Source organism: Sphingomonas sp. AC435, from assembly GCF_979253005.1.
Map to the genome: position 1 here is coordinate 60,251 of NZ_CEEDCJ010000009.1, position 16,190 is coordinate 76,440.

The 16,190-nt window shown below is 68.6% G+C and carries 16 protein-coding genes; 11 read left to right on the forward strand and 5 right to left on the reverse strand.

Annotation, left to right across the window (positions count from 1 at the left end; translation table 11 throughout):
- Positions 1–23: 23 nt before the first annotated feature.
- Positions 24–1,172, reverse strand: a complete 1,149-nt coding sequence (locus AC0CH8_RS15565) for a YihY/virulence factor BrkB family protein (RefSeq protein ID WP_465240686.1) — start codon at positions 1,170–1,172, stop codon at positions 24–26.
- Positions 1,173–1,249: 77 nt separating this feature from the next.
- Between AC0CH8_RS15565 and AC0CH8_RS15570 the strand changes: the two genes are divergently transcribed.
- Entirely contained in the window at positions 1,250–3,223 is a 1,974-nt protein-coding gene (locus AC0CH8_RS15570; RefSeq protein ID WP_465240687.1) for an AI-2E family transporter, read from the forward strand.
- On the opposite strand, the gene AC0CH8_RS15575 is transcribed toward AC0CH8_RS15570, so the two are convergent.
- On the reverse strand, positions 3,220–3,672 hold the full coding sequence (locus AC0CH8_RS15575; protein ID WP_204198846.1) for a MaoC family dehydratase: 453 nt from the start codon (positions 3,670–3,672) through the stop codon (positions 3,220–3,222). The two genes, AC0CH8_RS15570 and AC0CH8_RS15575, sit on opposite strands and share 4 nt — an antisense overlap.
- A 71-nt stretch (positions 3,673–3,743) precedes the next feature.
- Here AC0CH8_RS15575 and AC0CH8_RS15580 point away from each other — a divergent pair, with 71 nt between their 5' ends.
- The gene (locus AC0CH8_RS15580; RefSeq protein WP_465240688.1) at positions 3,744–4,112 is read left to right on the forward strand and encodes a winged helix-turn-helix domain-containing protein; all 369 of its coding nucleotides are present in this window, start codon (positions 3,744–3,746) and stop codon (positions 4,110–4,112) included.
- A gap of 22 nt (positions 4,113–4,134) precedes the next feature.
- On the opposite strand, the gene AC0CH8_RS15585 is transcribed toward AC0CH8_RS15580, so the two are convergent.
- A complete protein-coding gene (locus AC0CH8_RS15585; protein WP_465240689.1) occupies positions 4,135–4,728 on the reverse strand; it encodes a J domain-containing protein in 594 nt (197 codons plus the stop codon).
- 48 nt (positions 4,729–4,776) lie between these two features.
- Between AC0CH8_RS15585 and AC0CH8_RS15590 the strand changes: the two genes are divergently transcribed.
- The 4 genes from AC0CH8_RS15590 to AC0CH8_RS15605 are packed head-to-tail and all read left to right on the forward strand — an operon-like array spanning position 4,777 to position 7,103.
- Positions 4,777–5,064: a BolA family protein gene (locus tag AC0CH8_RS15590; protein WP_204198849.1), complete on the forward strand. Its 288-nt coding sequence runs from the start codon at positions 4,777–4,779 to the stop codon at positions 5,062–5,064.
- Entirely contained in the window at positions 5,064–5,765 is a 702-nt protein-coding gene (locus AC0CH8_RS15595) for a glutathione S-transferase (RefSeq protein ID WP_465240690.1), read from the forward strand. Before AC0CH8_RS15590 ends, AC0CH8_RS15595 begins: the two co-directional genes overlap by 1 nt.
- A gap of 1 nt (position 5,766) precedes the next feature.
- Positions 5,767–6,216: an NUDIX hydrolase gene (locus tag AC0CH8_RS15600; RefSeq protein WP_465240691.1), complete on the forward strand. Its 450-nt coding sequence runs from the start codon at positions 5,767–5,769 to the stop codon at positions 6,214–6,216.
- Positions 6,213–7,103, forward strand: coding sequence for an alpha/beta fold hydrolase (locus AC0CH8_RS15605; RefSeq protein WP_465240692.1), 891 nt, complete (start codon positions 6,213–6,215; stop codon positions 7,101–7,103). Before AC0CH8_RS15600 ends, AC0CH8_RS15605 begins: the two co-directional genes overlap by 4 nt.
- Positions 7,104–7,317: 214 nt before the next feature.
- On the opposite strand, the gene AC0CH8_RS15610 is transcribed toward AC0CH8_RS15605, so the two are convergent.
- Together AC0CH8_RS15610 and AC0CH8_RS15615 are read right to left on the reverse strand one after the other, a co-directional pair.
- Positions 7,318–8,679 carry a surface lipoprotein assembly modifier gene (locus tag AC0CH8_RS15610; protein ID WP_465240693.1) on the reverse strand — a complete coding sequence of 454 codons (1,362 nt, stop codon included), beginning with the start codon at positions 8,677–8,679 and terminating at the stop codon, positions 7,318–7,320.
- Between the two features lie 25 nt (positions 8,680–8,704).
- Complete coding sequence (locus tag AC0CH8_RS15615) at positions 8,705–9,862, reverse strand: transferrin-binding protein-like solute binding protein (protein WP_465240694.1); 1,158 nt, start codon at positions 9,860–9,862, stop codon at positions 8,705–8,707.
- A 133-nt stretch (positions 9,863–9,995) separates the two neighbouring features.
- Here AC0CH8_RS15615 and nusB point away from each other — a divergent pair, with 133 nt between their 5' ends.
- The 5 genes from nusB to AC0CH8_RS15640 all read left to right on the forward strand — a co-directional run bounded on the left by nusB (position 9,996) and on the right by AC0CH8_RS15640 (position 16,179).
- Positions 9,996–10,457 carry a transcription antitermination factor NusB gene (nusB, locus tag AC0CH8_RS15620; protein ID WP_204198855.1) on the forward strand — a complete coding sequence of 154 codons (462 nt, stop codon included), beginning with the start codon at positions 9,996–9,998 and terminating at the stop codon, positions 10,455–10,457.
- A gap of 13 nt (positions 10,458–10,470) precedes the next feature.
- Positions 10,471–10,650 (forward strand): DUF4169 family protein, encoded by a 180-nt coding sequence (locus AC0CH8_RS15625; RefSeq protein WP_465240695.1) that lies wholly within the window; start codon positions 10,471–10,473, stop codon positions 10,648–10,650.
- 311 nt (positions 10,651–10,961) lie between these two features.
- Positions 10,962–12,977: a serine hydrolase domain-containing protein gene (locus AC0CH8_RS15630; protein WP_465240696.1), complete on the forward strand. Its 2,016-nt coding sequence runs from the start codon at positions 10,962–10,964 to the stop codon at positions 12,975–12,977.
- 53 nt (positions 12,978–13,030) lie between these two features.
- A complete protein-coding gene (gene thiL / locus AC0CH8_RS15635; protein WP_465240697.1) occupies positions 13,031–13,930 on the forward strand; it encodes a thiamine-phosphate kinase in 900 nt (299 codons plus the stop codon).
- Positions 13,931–14,019: 89 nt separating this feature from the next.
- Positions 14,020–16,179, forward strand: coding sequence for a sodium-translocating pyrophosphatase (locus AC0CH8_RS15640; RefSeq protein WP_465240698.1), 2,160 nt, complete (start codon positions 14,020–14,022; stop codon positions 16,177–16,179).
- Positions 16,180–16,190: the final 11 nt, after the last annotated feature.

Below are 16,190 nucleotides of genomic sequence, written 5' to 3' on the forward strand. Positions count from 1 at the left end.
CAATTGTCGCACAAATGTGCCGGTCAGCGCGATGTTCGTCGCAACCATGCGACCGCGCCCGCCGCCGCCAGCAGGCCCGCACCCCAGCCGCGCCCCCGCTTCAGCGCCGCCAGCCCGCCCGTCGCCATCAGCGTCGGCAGCATTCCCGCCCCCACCGGCGGCACCGTCACCGGCTGCTTCGGCTCGGCATCATCCTTGGGCAGGGTCGTCGCCAACCCCACGGCCGGCTGGTCGGCGACCGATGCACCGCGGTGCCCCATCGGCCGCACCGGGCCGTCGGTCGTGTCGCGATCCGTCTGCCGCTCCAGTTCCGAATTCAGTTCCGCGCCGAGCAGGAACACATAGGCCGACAGCGACAGCCATGTCAGCATCACGACGATCGCGCCCAGCGACCCGTAGGTGGCATCGTAGCTGCCGAAATTGGCGACGTAGAAGCCGAACCCGGTGGTCATCGCCAGCCAGATCACCGTCGCCGCCACCGATCCCGGCGTCAGCCATGTCCATTGCGCATGCCGCCGGTCCGGTCCGTAGCGATAGAGCGTCGCCGCCCCCGCCGCCGCCAGCCCGGCGAGCAGTACATAGGACGACAGGCGGATGCCCACGACCAGCCAGGTCGGCGACCACGGCATCAGGTCGCCGAGCAGCGCGACCGCCGCGACCGTGCCCATCGCCCCCAACACCAGCACGACCGCGCCCGCGGTGACGCCCAGCGCCAGCAGCTTCTGCTTAACGAAGCTGCGATCCTCATGCTCCTCATACGCCACGTTCAGCGCCGTCACGATCGCCCCCGCACCGCTCATCGCCCCGTACAGCGCCAGCGCCAGGGCGATGATGAGGCCGAAGCCCTTTTTCCCCTCCGACGTGGTCACGACCTGCAACAACTGGTCGCCGATCAGCTTCGCGACATCGCGTGGCATCACCGACGTCAGCGACGCGACATGCTCGCCCACCGTGTGCGGATCGGCGGCAAGGCCGTAGACCAGCACCGTCGCCCCCAGCAGCGGCACGATCGACAGGAACGCATAGAACGCGACGCCCGCCGCGATCAGGCCGATATTGTCCTCCCCCGCCTCGTTCCAGGCGCGCAGCAGCACCGCTTTCCACCCACGCGCGGGGATCGCCCACGGGCTCGCCGCGTGCGCCCCGGCTATCTCGTTGATCCTGCTATCCATTACCGCCCTGCTCTGATCCTTCGGACACAAACGCGGCGACGGCACGTTGGCCGCATATAACAGGGGGAAAAAGCCGGGTGGCCATCGATCGCAAGCTCGTCGACAGCGGCCGCCGCCCGCTGCCGGCCCAGACCGTCGGTGCGGCCGCAGGCAACCCGGCGCAGGTGGTCGCGGCCAACGTGCCGGGGATCAGCGGCCTTTTGGGATTGGCGGTCGGCGTCGTGGTCATCGCCGGGCTGTTCTTCGCCAAGGACGTGCTGATCCCGATCACGCTGGCGATCCTGTTGTCGTTCGTGCTGTCGCCGATCGTCGGGTTCCTGCGCCGGCTGAAACTGCCGCGCGGGCTGGCGGTGATGGTCGCGGTGCTGGTCGCTCTCGGGCTCGTCGGCGGGATCGGGACGCTGGTCGGGATGCAGGCGGCGTCGCTGTCAGACGACGCGCCCGGCTATGTCCGGCAGATCGAAAGCAAGATGGACGGCGCTAAGCGGTTCGCCGCCGACCGCGTCGCCTTCTTCGCGCAGGACAGGGCGCGCCCCGCCCCGACGGTATCGGGCTCGCCGCGCAACAACACCGAACGCGTGCTGGCCGGCCGCGATCGCCAGCCGGTGCCGGTGCGCGTGACCGAGACCGAACCCGACGCGCTGTCGGTGGCGGGACAGGTGCTCGGCCCCGTCGTCGGCCCGTTCGAGACGTTCGTGATCGTGCTGGTCGTCGCGATCTTCATCCTCATGCAGAAAGAGGATCTGCGCGACCGCCTGATCCGCGTGTTCGGATCGTCCGACCTGCACCGCACCACGCTGGCGATGGACGACGCGGGCGGGCGGCTGTCGCGATATTTCCTGTCGCAGCTGGCGGTGAACGCCAGCTTCGGCACCGTCATCGGCGTCGGCCTGTGGGCGATCGGGCTGCCCGTGCCCGCCTTATGGGGCATTCTGGCGGGCATCCTGCGCTTCGTTCCCTACATCGGCGCGCTGCTCGGTGCGGCCCTGCCGCTGGTGCTGGCGGCGGGCGTCGATCCCGGCTGGGGCATGGTGATCGGCGTCGCGATCCTGTTCGCGGTGGTGGAGCCGCTGGTCGGCTATGTCGTGGAGCCGTTGCTGTATGGCCATTCGACCGGCCTGTCGCCGCTGTCGGTGGTGGTCGCGGCGGTGTTCTGGACGTGGATCTGGGGGCCGGTGGGCCTCGTCCTGTCGATGCCGCTGACGCTGTGCCTCGTCGTGCTGGGACGGCACGTCCCCAGCCTGGAGTTCGTCGACATCCTGCTCGGCGACCAGCCCGCACTGACCCCGGTCGAGAGCTTCTACCAGAGGATGCTCGCCGCCGATCCGGAGGAGGCCCTGGAACAGGCGGAGGCGCTGCTGACCGAACGTTCGCTCACCGCCTATTATGACGAGGTCGCACTGGGTGGGCTGAAGCTGGCGGCGGAGGACACACGGCGCGGTGCGATCGACCGCGACGGTGCGGGCCGGATCGTCCGGTCGATGCTGACCGTGATCGGCGAACTCGACGAGCATGACGATACTGCGGCGCTGTCATCGTCCGCGCCCGACAAGCGGCTGAACCCGATGCCGGCCAGCGGCGATGTCGCGATCGACGAAACCGCGCCGCGCGACCTGCCGCGTGCGCCGGACGCGTGGGCCGTGGCCGACACCGTGACCTGCGTCGCGGGGCGCGGCGTGCTGGACGATGCGGTGACGGCGATGCTGGAACAGTTGCTGGCGAAGCGCGGCTTCGGCGTCCGCCGCGTCACCCACGCCGCGGTCGGGCGCGATGCGCTGGAACGGATCGACTATACGGCCACGCGATTGATCTGTCTCTCGTATCTGGAGATCGGCGGCACCCCCAGCCACCTGCGGTATCTCGTCCGCCGCCTGCACCGTGAAGCTCCGCATGCGCGGATCATGGTCGGGTTGTGGCCGGAAGGGGAGGCGGCACTGAGCGACGAGCAGATTCAGCGGACGCTCGGCGCGGACCTGTATGTCGGCAGTCTGGGCGCCGCGGTCGAGGACGCGCTGGCGCTGGCCGGGGAACCGGTGGCCGCGATCGGCTAGGCCGGTCGCCCCAGCATCAGCGCCGCTCTCGTCGCCCTGCAAACGACTTCGTCGCGCTGGTTCAGGCCGGAGTGCACGAAGGTGACGATCCCCTGCCCCGGCCGCGACCGGGAGGCGCGGATCGCCGTCACCTCCGTCTCGGCGCGGATCGTATCGCCGGCGAACACCGGCCTGGGGAACAGCGTCTCCTGAAAGCCCAGATTGCCGACCGTCGTGCCCATCGTGGTGTCCTGAACCGTCAGTCCGACGACCAGACCCAGCGTGAACAGCGAGTTCACGAGCGGCCGCCCGAACTCCGTCCGCGAACAGTAATCGTGATCGATGTGGATCGGCGCAGGATTGTACGTCAGCGAGCTGAACAGCATATTGTCCATCTCCGTCACCGTGCGGCGGATTTCATGGACGAAACGCTGCCCCACCACGAACTCATCGAACCACAGACCCGCCATATCATCCACTCCGCACCGGCGCTCGAACCGCCATTCCCGTCCTCCTATCCTGCCGCGAAGAACGGAACCAGATGCGCCACGGACCGCTGAAACTGAAGGCGCAGATCCTGTGCGGCGACGCCATCGCGTTCGGGCCGGGCAAGGCCGATTTGCTGGAGGCGATCGGCGCGCACGGCTCGATCTCCGCCGCCGGCCGCGCGCTCGGGATGAGTTATCGCCGGATATGGTTGCTGGTCGACGAGATGAACCGCTGCTGGGCACAGCGACTGGTGGCGACCGACGGGCGGCGCGGGGCGGGTCTGACCGATTACGGCCGCACGATCCTGTCGGCCTATCGCGCGCTGGAGGCGACGATCGACGCGGCGACGGCGTCGTCGGAGGCTTTCGCGCTTCTGGGGCGATCGGTGCGGCCGGCACCGCTGGACCGCGCCCCGGAGTAGCGGCCCCGCAAGTTCGGTGACGTCAGACGAACGCCGGCGCCTGCCGCAATTGCTGGTACGCCGCGATGACCTTATGCAACTCGCCCTCATGGCTGCGGTCGCCGCCGTTGCGGTCGGGGTGGAACTTGCGCACTAGTTCCGAATAGCGTCGCCGCAGTCCGGCCCGATCGGCATCGGGGGCCAGTCCCAGCACCTTCAGGCTGGCGCGGTCCTGCCCGGACAGGGGCTTGCCGTCGTTGCGCTCGGGGGCGGTTTCGCGGCGATAGCGCGCGGCGATGGCATCCAGCGGGTCGTGGAAATCGGCCCAGTGCGGGGCCTGATCGCCGGCCCCCGCGCGGGCGAAGGCGCGCGTCTCGCGTTCCCAGCCGGCGGTCGGGCGCTGCGCCTCGTGGATCTCGTCCGCGGTCATGCCCTCGAAGAAATTATACTTCGCGTTGAACGCCCTGACGTGATCCAGGCACATCCAGCGAAAGCGCGGCGGGCCGCCATCGCTCGCCCCCTCCAGCGGCGGCGCGCGGAATTCGCCGGGCTCCTCGCAGCCCGGCTGCGCGCAGGCTCGTCCGTTCGCGTCGACCCGTCCGTGGAACCGGGTGCCGGGTCGTTCCTTCCGTTCCATGACCTTACGTATTCGATCCCTGTCGCCAAAGCGGCTATGTAGGAGCCGATGGACATCACCGCTACCGACCCGCTCGACCGGATCATCGCCGATCGCCTGACCCAGGCGCTCGCCCCGTCGCATCTCTCTGTCAGCAACGACAGCGCGCAGCACCGCGGCCATATGGGCGACGACGGCACGGGGGAGACGCATTTCAGCGTCGACATCGTCGCCGACGCCTTTGCCGGCCAGTCGCGCGTCGCCCGTCAGCGACTCGTCAACCACGCGCTCGCCGACCTGCTCGCCACGCGCATCCACGCGCTCGCGATCCGCGCCCGCGCACCCGGAGACGCCTGATGGCCTACGACCTCTGGTACTGGCCGTCGATTCAGGGCCGCGGCGAGTTCGTGCGGCTCGCGCTGGAGGGCGGCGGCATCCCCTATCGCGACCGGGCGCGCGACGATGGGGCGGAGGCGCTGCTGGACAATATGGAGGCGCGGCAGGGCCGCACACCGTTCGCGCCGCCCTATCTCGACTGCGACGGGCTCGTCATCGCACAGGTCGCCAACATCCTGATGTATCTGGGTGAACGCCACGGCCTCGCGCCGTCGTCGATCGCCGACCGGCTGTGGCTGAACCAGATCCAGCTCACGATCACCGATCTCGTCGCGGAGGTGCACGACGTCCACCACCCGGTCGCGACCGGCGATTATTACGAGGACCAGAAACCCGAAGCCGCACGCACCGCCGCGCAGTTCCGCGAGGAGCGCCTACCCAAATTCCTGACCTATTTCGAGGGTGCGTTGAACGGCGCGGACTGGCTGGTCGATCATCGCTGGACCTATGCCGACACGTCGCTGTTCCAGGTGATCGCGGGGCTGCGCTATATGTTCCCGCAGCGGATGGCGACGCTGGAGCCGGATTATCCCGGTCTGGTGGCGCTCCACGACCGCGTCGCCGCACTGCCCGGCATCCGCGCCTATCTGAAGAGCGACCGCCGATTGGCGTTCAACGAGGACGGCATCTTCCGCCACTATCCCGAACTGGACGCGGCCTGACATGCGCCGCCAGCGTCCCGCCGCGCGCATCCTGCTGGTCGACGGCCGTGGTCGGACTTTGCTGTTTCGCTTCGTGCCCGAAGATGGTCGCCCACCCTTCTGGGTGACGCCCGGCGGCGCGGTCGATCCGGGAGAGAGCTACCCCGAAGCCGCCCGCCGCGAATTGCGCGAGGAAGTCGGTCTCGACCGCGATTGCGGGCCGGAGGTTGCGCGGCGGCTGGTCGAGTTCCTGACGCTGGAGGGCGTCGAGGTGGAGGCGGATGAGCGCTATTTCCGCGTCGACATAGACAGCTGCGACGTCGACCCCGCCGGCCATACGCCGCTGGAGCGTCGCGTCATGACGCAGTGGCGCTGGTTCGAACGCGCCGAGCTGGCGGCGCATGCCGAACCGATCTTTCCCGTCGACCTCGCCGCCATGCTGGCCGCGACCGACCCCGTGGAGGCTGCATGACCCAAATACCCGCGGCGCTGACACGCTACCCGCTCTCGACCGGCGTCGAGCTCGATGTCCAGACCGCGGGCGACCGCAACGCGCCGCCGGTCATCCTGCTCCACGGCTTTCCCGAATCGCACCGGACATGGCGGCACATCGTCCCCGATCTGGCACGCGATCATTTCGTCGTCGCACCCGACCAGCGCGGCTATGCCCGCTCGTCCAAGCCGGCTGCGGTCGAGGATTACGCCCCCGACCGGATCGTCGGCGACCTGATCGCGCTGGCCGACGAACTCGGCATCGGCCGCTTCACGCTGGTCGGGCACGACTGGGGCGGCGCGGTGGCGTGGATGGCGGCGCTGACCCGGCGCGACCGCGTCGAGCGGCTGGTGATCGTCAACGCGCCGCACCCCTATGTCTTCCAGCGCTCGCTGTTCGAGGACGCGGAGCAGCGTGCCGCCAGCCAGTACATCACCCGCTTCCGCGACACGAACCTCGACCGCAGCATTCTGGCGAAGGGGCTGGAGCATTTCCTCTCGACCAGCTTCGCCGGCCATGTCGCGACGGCGATCATGGGCGAGGACAAGGCGGCGTATCTCGACGAATGGTCGCAACCCGGCGCGCTGACCGCGATGCTCAACTGGTACCGCGCGTCGAGCATCGTCGTGCCCGCGCCGGGCGAGGATGCGCCGCGGCCAGCGTTCCTCGACCGCCCCTTCCCGCCGGTGACGCAAAGAACACTGGTGGTATGGGGCACGCAGGACAAGGCGTTGCTGCCCGTGCAGGTGGATGGCCTTGATGAACTGGTGCCGGACCTGACGGTCGCGAAGGTCGACGCCGGTCACTTCGTACCGTGGCAGAACCCCGACGCGGTGATCCGCGCGATGCGGGATTGGGGGATCTGACAATCTCATTCCTCCCCTCCCCTTCAGGGGAGGGACTGGGGGCGGCGCCGCGAGCCGTACGCTGGTGGAAAGGCCCCACGCCAACCCCTCCCCTGAAGGGGATCGTTGCAAGCCCTCTTCTGCCACCCCAGCGAAGGCCGGGGTGGCGGCTTGGTGGCAGGCAGCAAAGCTTTTTCGCAGTGATTCCCCCAAGGGGAGGGGCTTCTCGGGCCGTTCAGAAATACCGCGCCAGCGTCACCTCGAACCGGCTGCGCTCGATCCCGTACAGCTTCAGGGACGAATCGATGTCGTTGTAGGTCCAGTTCACCTGCGGCGAGAAGCCGAACAGCCGGATCTTGCGGTTGCCGAGCGTCGTCCGCACCACCAGCCGCGTATCGCGACGCGACTTGAGGTCGAAGATCGGCAACGGCGCATCGAACATCGCGCGCGACAGGCCGAGGCTGCCGCCGACGTTGAACCCATAGGGCAGTTCGCCGCCCACACCGACATTGCCGCCGATCTCGGTGTTGGAGAATGGCTTCTCGCGTAGCCAGTCGCGGCGCACGAACGGCCCCGCCGACATCACGATCGTCCGGGTCAGCGCATGTTCCAGCGTGCCGTACACGCCCCCCTGCCAGCCGTCATAGCCGCGATCGAAGAACGCGCGGACGTGCCGCACGTCGATCTGGTAGCCGAAGCGGTCGCGCGTCCCGAGCACCATCTGCCCGCCGGTGCGGACCCCGACCTGCTCCGTGGTGGCGTTGCCGCCGTACCAGCGGCGCGCATACACCCCCTCCAGCGACACGCTGCTCGTCGGGGTCAGCCGGTACTCGGCCCCGCCCGCCAGCTGCACGGCGTAATCGTCGAAGTGCCGGCCACCGTAATTGGTGCCGTTCGCATCCAGTTCTGCCAATGCCGACACGTTCGGCGCCACCGGCAGGCGCAGCCCGGCTGATAATTGCGCGGTCTGGCCCAGACCGGACTTCGCCTTCGCGTCCTCGTTCAGGTCGGCCTGATACGCCTGATCGCCGAGCAGGACCGTGATCGACTGCGCGGTGGTGGCGTTGTTGATGTTGGTGTCGGGCGCGATGCCCATGTTGAAGTCCAGCCGCCACGCCCGCCCGCTGCGGATCGTGTCGCGCACGGTCCGGATCGTGCGGGCGATCTGTTGCGGCAGATCGGCATCCTGTTGCGCGATCCGCAGCTGCCGGTCGGCGCTGGCGGTCCTCTTCAGGGCGATCAGCGCCTGCGCCAGCTCCAAACGTACGCGCGTCTGGCGCGGATCGTCGGCCAGAATCGCCATGAACGCGTCGGCCGCACTGGCGTAATCGCCCGTCCGCGCCGCGATCAGGCCACCGAGAAAGCGCGTCTGCAGCTTGAAGCCGGGCGCGAGGCGCAGCGCCTCGACCAGCGGCTTCGCTTCGGCGAAATGCCGCTCGCCGATCAGCCGCTCCGCCGCCGCCAGTAATTGCGGCGGCGTCAGGGTGATCCGGCAAGTGCCGTCCGCGCAGGTCCGCTCGGGCGCGGCCAGCGCGGGAGCCGCCGTGGCCCACAGCGCTACCACGACCGGTACCACGACCGGTGCCGCGATCCGCATTGCCACTACCTTCCGGCGCCGGCGCTTACTTCTTGCCGCCGACGAAGCCGCCCATGATGTCGACGCGCTGGTTCGGAATGCCGCCGACGATGCGGAAATTGCCGCCGATGTTCTTGGCGTCGGGGCCATAGAAGGTGCCGTCGATCGAGCTCGCGCCGGCGCTGGTCGTGCCCGCACTGACTGCGGTGAAATCGATCGGCACCGCCGCGCCGTTGTTCGAGAAGCCGGCCGAGGTGAAGGTGCCGGCGAAGGCGGTCGATGCCGCCGTCCAGCTCGCCGATCCGTTGGCGGTGAAGGTCGACCCCGACGGGATCGACAGCGCGGCATCGGCGATCGGCAAATTCTTGAAGAATCCCGGCCCGACCGTACCTGCCAGCGATAGCGCCAGGCTACGCTTGCCGAAATCGACATCGACGCCGCTGGTGCCGTTCATCCACTGTTGAACCGAGGGGCTTCCGCCCTGCTGCACGACCATCGTCGCCAGGAACTGGCCGTCGAAGTGCGCGGCGCCCTTGGTGGGCGTCTGCAATGCCGTACTCCGCGCGCCGAACACGAGCACGCCCTGTTGGGACAGGGTGCTGTCATCCAGCGCCTTTTCGTTCCGCTCGAACCCGGCCAGCGACACGAACGCGCCTTCGCTGTTGGGGCGCTGGTAGAAGAAGGTCAGGGTTACGTTATCGCCATCGGCAACGTTGAGATAGTTGAACCCGGCCAGCAGAGGCACCTGCTTCTCGACGCGGGTCGCGTCCGTGGTGGTCCGATGCGCAGGGTCCTGAAACGTGATGTTACGGGTGACGTCTGCCTTGCTGTCGCTCACCGCCATGACGAAGATGCCGTCGCGCGGATCGTAGCTGATCGTGCCGGACGGCGTCGCGACGGTGCTCGCGTTGCCAGAGTACAGCTCGCGGCCATCCTTATCGATGGACATCGAATGCATCGCGCCGACCGCGTCGAACGTCGTCGCGGTCTTTACGTCGAACAGGTTGGCCTGCGAACTGGTCGGCGCCGTCGGGGTGGGGGTCGCGGTGGGGGCCGGCGTGGCGGTCGGCGTCGGGGTCGCGGTCGGTGTCGGCGTACCGCCGGTCGAGCCGGCCGAGGAACCGATCGATGCGACACCGCCGCCGCCGGAGCCGCCACAGGCAACCAGCGGGAGTGCAGCAAGGGCAATGATCGTCGCGCGCATCGGTGAGTCCTGTCCCGGGAAATTGTCCCGGCCGGATTACCGCGTGGTGGTTAACAAGCTCTCAACCCTGTCCCTCCCCCGCCGACCCTGCGGTGGGGGTGACGCCGCGCGCGCATCGGCTTACAGCGCGCGGATGTCCCGTACCTCCGCCCGAACCAAGGCGCGCGCCGCCGCTCGCCTTGCCGCCGTCCAGGCGCTCTACCAGCATGACATGGAGTCGACGGCGATCCCCGCGCTGCTCCACGAATTCCATCACCACCGTCTCGGCGCGACGATCGAGGACGTCGAATACGCCGAAGCCGACATCCTGTTCTTCGACGATCTGGTGAAGGGCGCGGCGGCGCGGCTGGGCGAAGTCGATCGCCTGATCGAGGAGAAGCTGACCACCAGCTGGACGCTCGCGCGACTCGACAAGCCGATGAAGGCGATCCTGCGCGCGGGCACCTACGAACTGCTCGCGCGCCGCGACGTGCCGGTCGGCGCGGTCATCAGCGAATATGTCGATGTCGCCCATGCCTTTTACGAAAAGCGCGAGACGGGCTTCGTCAACGGCCTGCTCGACGCGATCGCCAAGGACGCGCGGGCGCAGGGCTGAACGAGGGTTTCCGGTGGCCGACATCGTCAACCTCAACCGTGCCCGCAAGGCGAAAGCGCGCGCGACGGCGAAGACCACCGCCGCTGCGAACAGCATCGCCTTCGGCCGCAACAAGGCGCAGAAAGCCGCGGATACTGCGGATGCCGAACGCCGCAAGGCGCTGCTCGACGGCGCGAAGCTGGACCGCGAGTAGGCTCCAGCCTCCCGCCCCCACCCCGTTCGTCGCGAGTAGGGATCGAGCGCAGTCGAGAGCCTGCATCGAGAGACCTGCCCAAGATTTCGATACGCAGTCTCTACTGCGCTCGACTTCCAACGGAGACTAACGGTGGTTCGCAATCGTCTTGCATGTCCACCCCCACTGAACAAAGTCGAAGCCCTCAACAGCAGGCCTGATCTCCGAACCTGTCGTCGACGAACCCCAAATCTCCGGCTCTCCGCCCAAAGAATTGCCAGCGCCCCAATCGCGGCGTAAACTGCCGCATCACTCTGGGGGGAGTCACATCGATGCGTCTTGTTCATGCCACCTACGCGGTCCTGCTCGCGGGAACCGCGTCCGTTGCGGTCGCGCAGACCGCCGCCACACCGGCCGTGCCGACGTCCGCCGCGGCACCGTCGCCCGCCGCCGGCGACCGGCCGGAAAAGACGCCGGGCGGCGTCACGCTCACCGCCCCCACCGGCTGGACCTCGAAAACCGGGCCCACCTTCATCGAGCTGACTGCACCGGAGTCCGACCTGCGCCTCGCGGTGGTCGATGTCGGCACCGCCGCGGATGCCAGGGCCGCCGCACTCGCCGCATGGCAGGCATGGCATCCCGCCCAGACGCGTGCGCCCAAGCTGGTCACCGCGCGTCCGCCCCGTAACGGCTGGGAGGACCGGCAACTGCTCGATTACGAAGTGTCGCCCAACGAGCGGCGCGTGCTGGTGGCGATGGCGCTGCGCAAGGGTACGGGCTGGACGGTGATGCTGGCCGACGGATCGGAAGCGACCGCGGAAAAGCGCGGCGCGGCGCTCGGGCTGATGCAGCAGAGCATCCGCCCCGCCGGCTATTCGCGCGAGAGTTTCGCCGGCCGGACCGCGCATCCGATGGACGCCGCACGAATCGCGGAACTGCGCAGCTTCGTCGAACAGGGGATGAAGGAACTCGGCGTGCCCGGCGCGGCGTTCGCGCTGACGACGCGCGCGAAGACGATCTACGCGACCGGGCTGGGCGTGCGCCTGCTCGGCGATCCGACGCCGATCGACGCCGACAGCGAGTTCGCCGTCGCGTCGAATACCAAGGGCATGGCGACGCTGATGCTCGCCAAGCTGGTCGACGAGGGCAAGCTGGCCTGGGACCAGCCGGTGACTCAGGTCTATGCGCCATTCCGGCTCGGCAGCGCGCAGACGACCAGCAAGGTGCTCGTCCGCCACCTCGTCTGCGCGTGCACCGGGCTGCCGCGCAAGGACATGCAGGTGATCCTGAACTCCGACCCGAAAAGCGGCGCGGCGGATACGTTCCGGCAGCTGGCGGCGACGGAGCCGACCAGCGGCTTTGGCGAGGTGTTCCAGTACAACAACCTGATGGCGTCTGCCGCCGGCTATATCGGTGGGCACCTTTACTATCCGTCGATGAACCTCGACACGGCGCTGTCGAAGGCGATGACCGACAAGGTCTGGGCACCGCTCGGCATGACGCGCACCACGCTCGACTTCGACAAGGCGACCAAGGGCGACTGGGCGCGCCCGCACGGCGATTCGATCGACGGCGTACCCCAGCCGATCCTCGAACAGGGCATGCGCCTGAACTACGCCTTCACGCGCTACGGCGCGGCGGGCGGAGCGTGGTCGACCGCCAACGACATGATCCGCTACGTCCGGTTCGAGCTGAACGAGGGCAAGCTGGACGACGGTCGCCAATATGTCTCCGCGAAGAACCTGCTCCAGCGCCGGGTCGCCAACGTGCCCGTCGGCGAGGACCGCGTCTATGGCATGGGCCTGCAGGTGGACCGCGACTACGGGATCGACGTGGTGCATCACGGCGGCAGCCTGGCCGGGTACAAGACCGACATCGTCATCATCCCCGGCGCGGATATCGGCGCGGTGATCCTGACCAATTCCGAAAACGGCCAGGGCATGCTGCGCCCATTCATCCGCCGGCTGCTGGAACTGCTGTACGACGGCAAGCCGGAGGCAGCGGGCGACATGGCCGCGACCGCCAAGCGCATCCGCGCGGAGATCGCGGAAGAGCGCAAGCGCGTCGCCCCGACACCCGACGCAACCGCGGTCGCCGCGCTGGCGCCGGCCTACAGGAACGCCGATCTCGGCCCCGTGACGGTGACGCGCAAGGGCGGAGGCGTCACCTTCGACTTCCGCTCCATCGCCTCGCCGATGGGCACGCGCCGCAACGACGACGGCACGACCAGCTTCGTCGCGCTCGATCCGACTTTGCTGTTCTTCCCGCTGGTGGTCGGCACGCAGGACGGCAAGCGCACCCTGACCGCGCGCGACGGCCAGCACGAATTCGTGTTCGTGGAGGGATGATCGAACCGGCGGGGCGGTGGCGCGACGCCCCGCCCCGCCCTACACCCGCGTGGGTGACCGAAGCCAACTTCATCGCCGCTCTGCGCACGCTGCCGCTCCACCCCGGCGCGCGCGGACTGATGGACGACACCGCCGTCGTCGGCGGGCTGGTGATGACGACCGACACGCTGGTCGAGGGCGTGCATGTCCTGTCGACCGACCCCGCCGCCGACGTGGCGTGGAAGCTGGTCGCGACGAACCTGTCCGACCTCGCCGCCAAGGGTGCGCAGGTCGAGGGCATCCTGCTGAACCTGCCGCTGTCCGACCCCGTCTGGGATCGCGATCTGCTGTCCGGTCTGGCGGAGGTCATGACCGCCCATGACGTGCGACTGATCGGCGGCGACACGGTATCGCTGCCGCCCGGCGCGCCGCGCGTGCTGACTTGCACCGCGATCGGCCGCGATGCCGCCGCGCCGCCACGATCCGGCGCGCGGGCGGGCGATTCGCTCTGGGTCACCGGCACGATCGGCGATGCCGGCGCGGGGCTCGCGATCGCGCAGGGACAAGCGGGGCCATCGTCGCTTCTCGCCGCATACCGCCGCCCGCAGCCGCGACTCGCCGATGGCCGCACGCTCGGCCCGGTCGTGCACGCGATGATGGACGTGTCCGACGGCCTGTTGATCGACGCCGCGCGCATGGCCGACGCGAGCGGCCTCGCGGTCGCGATCGACCTCGCCGCCGTCCCGCTGTCCGCCGACTATATCGCCTTCGCCGGGGACGACCGGCTTGGCGCGGCGACGGCCGGTGACGATTACCAACTGCTGTTCGCCACCGATCGCCCACCGCCCGTCGCCGCCACCCGCATCGGCGCGTTCGCCGCGGGCGCCGGCCTGTCCCTGCACGCCGACGGTGTCGCGATCCCGCTCCCCGATCGGCTCGGCTGGTTGCACGACGTGCCAAGCCGCTTGCGTTAGCGTCCTTCGCTGATACCTTCCCGTAATCTCGGCGAACGATCCGCGCGGCACAGACCGCGGGGACGGCGCCCAGCAGGGGAAGGATAGGCATGACGACGGTGTATATCGCCATGATCTGCGGCCTGATCGCCGTACTCTACGGTTTCGTGACCAGCGGCCAGGTGCTGCGCCAACCCGCCGGCGACGCGAAGATGCAGGACATCGCCGCCGCCATCCAGGAAGGGGCGAAAGCCTATCTGGGCCGGCAATACACCACCATCGCCATCGTCGGCGCGATCGTCGCCGTCATCCTCGCCTTCACCCTCGGCCTGCTGTCGACGGTCGGCTTCCTGATCGGCGCGATCCTGTCAGGCGTCGCCGGCTATGTCGGCATGCACATCTCGGTCCGCGCCAACGTCCGCACGGCGGAGGCGGCACGTACCTCGCTGCAGGGGGGACTCACCACCGCCTTCCGCTCGGGTGCGGTGACGGGCCTGCTCGTCGCCGGTCTCGGCCTGCTCTCGATCTGCATGTTCTTCTGGTATCTGGTCGGCCCCGCCGGCCACGCGCCCAACGACCGCATCATCGTCGAGGCGCTGACCGCGCTGGCGTTCGGCGCATCGCTGATCTCCATCTTCGCGCGACTGGGCGGCGGCATCTTCACCAAGGCGGCAGACGTCGGTGCGGACCTCGTCGGCAAGGTCGAGGCGGGCATTCCCGAGGACGACCCCCGCAACCCCGCCGTCATCGCCGATAACGTCGGCGACAATGTCGGCGATTGCGCGGGCATGGCCGCCGATCTGTTCGAGACGTACGTCGTCACGCTCGGCGTCACGATGATCTCGATCGCGCTGCTGATCCAGGCGAGCGCGACCGAGCTGCTGCGCCTGATGAGCCTGCCGCTGATCGTCGGCGGCGTTTGCATCATCACCTCGATCATCGGCACCTACATGGTCCGGCTCGGGGCCAAGGGGTCGATCATGGGCGCGCTGTACAAGGGGTTCTGGACCTCCGCGCTGCTGTCGATCCCGGCGATCTACGTCGCCTGCGTCTACACGCTGGGCGACCTCAACGCCGTGATCGGCGGCGCGGGCTTCCTCGACGCCGCGACCGACGACCTGACCACCAGCGTCGCACCGTCCACCGCCGCGTCGTTCACCGGCATGGACCTGTTCTGGTCGATGCTCGTCGGGCTGGCCGTCACCGGCCTGATCGTGTGGATCACCGAATACTACACCGGCACCGCCTATCGTCCGGTGAAATCGATCGCAAAGGCGTCCGAAACCGGCCACGGCACCAACGTCATCCAGGGGCTGGCGATCAGCCTCGAATCGACCGCGCTGCCGACGCTGGTGATCGTCGTCGCCGTCGTGGTGGCCTATCAACTTGCCGGCATCATCGGCATCGCCTTCGCCGCCACCGCGATGCTGTCGCAGGCGGGCATGGTCGTCGCGCTCGACGCCTATGGCCCGGTCACCGACAATGCGGGCGGCATTGCCGAGATGGCGGGTCTGCCCGACGACGTCCGCCACCGCACCGATGCGCTCGATGCGGTCGGCAACACGACCAAGGCGGTGACGAAGGGCTATGCGATCGGTTCGGCCGGACTCGCGGCGCTGGTGCTGTTCGGTGCTTACACGACCGATCTCGCGACCTACTTCCCGAACCTGACGGTCGATTTCAGCCTGTCCAACCCGTACGTCATCGTCGGCCTGCTGCTCGGCGCGCTGTTGCCGTACCTGTTCGGCGCGTTCGGCATGACCGCCGTGGGCCGTGCGGCGGGCGCCGTGGTCGAGGAAGTTCGCGGCCAGTTCCGCGACAATCCCGGCATCATGGAAGGCACCGTGCGCCCTAATTACGGCCGTACCGTCGACCTCGTCACCCGCGCGGCGATCAAGGAAATGATCATCCCGTCGCTGCTCCCGGTCGTCAGCCCGATCGCGCTGTACTTCATCATCACCGCCGTCGCCGGACAGGCGCAGGGCTTCGCCGCGCTCGGTGCGATGCTGCTGGGCGTCATCGTGTCCGGGCTGTTCGTCGCGATCTCGATGACCAGCGGCGGCGGCGCCTGGGACAATGCCAAGAAGTATATCGAGGACGGCAACCACGGCGGCAAGGGATCGGAAGCGCACAAGGCCGCGGTCACCGGCGACACCGTCGGCGATCCGTACAAGGACACGGCCGGTCCCGCCGTGAACCCGATGATCAAGATCACCAACATCGTCGCCCTGCTGCTGCTCGCGGCGCTGTCGGGCGGTGGTGCGGGGTGAAGCGCATGCGC